At 42.4% G+C, this 602-nt stretch carries 1 protein-coding gene; it reads right to left on the bottom strand.

The window, feature by feature from the left end; genetic code table 11:
* Nucleotides 1-47 precede the first annotated feature (47 nt).
* Nucleotides 48-602, bottom strand: a 555-nt coding sequence (locus EI161_RS14615) for an ATP-binding cassette domain-containing protein (RefSeq protein WP_192530015.1), incomplete at its 5' end; no start/stop codon positions are given.

Raw genomic sequence — 602 nt, 5'->3', positions numbered from 1 at the left:
AAACATTTTAATAGTACGACTTATTAGCAATTATTCTAGCTGAGCAATTACTCTAACATAGCAATGGCGTCCGCACTGGCGCGTTGGCGTTCTTCTGCATTTAACTCTGTCAGCTTTCCTTCTTTCATCATCAACAAGCGGTCGGCATGCTCAAAATAACCGTCGTCATGACTGATAATAAACAGCGTTTTCCCCATGGCTCTTAATTCAGGAATCAGCGTTTGATAAAATACTCGGCGAAAAGCAGGGTCTTGGTCAGCAGCCCATTCATCGAGCAGCAGAAAGTCCTTTTGTTCGGTGACAGCGAGCAGCATGGCCAAGCGTTTGCGTTGTCCTTGTGACAGCTTGTCGGTAGACAATCGATGGTCAGTTACCGTCACTTTATCTTGCAAATTTAATTTATGTAGCCACTCAGTTACTAAGGACATATCAGGGTCATTGTCTTGACTGCCAATCAGTTGTTTAAAAAGATGTTGATCGCTAAAAATGGCAGAAAACAGCTGCCGATAATTGGTATTGTTATCCGAATCAATCGTTCGTTTGTCTACTTTTACAGCGCCTGTCGTAGGTATAAAGATGCCAGTAATTATTTTTGCAAGGGT

It is taken from the genome of Psychrobacter sp. FME5 (assembly GCF_014861375.1).
Taxonomy (GTDB): Bacteria; Pseudomonadota; Gammaproteobacteria; order Pseudomonadales; family Moraxellaceae; genus Psychrobacter.
Note: the sequence above shows the minus strand (reverse complement) of the source record. Positions and strands in the feature narration are given on the sequence as shown.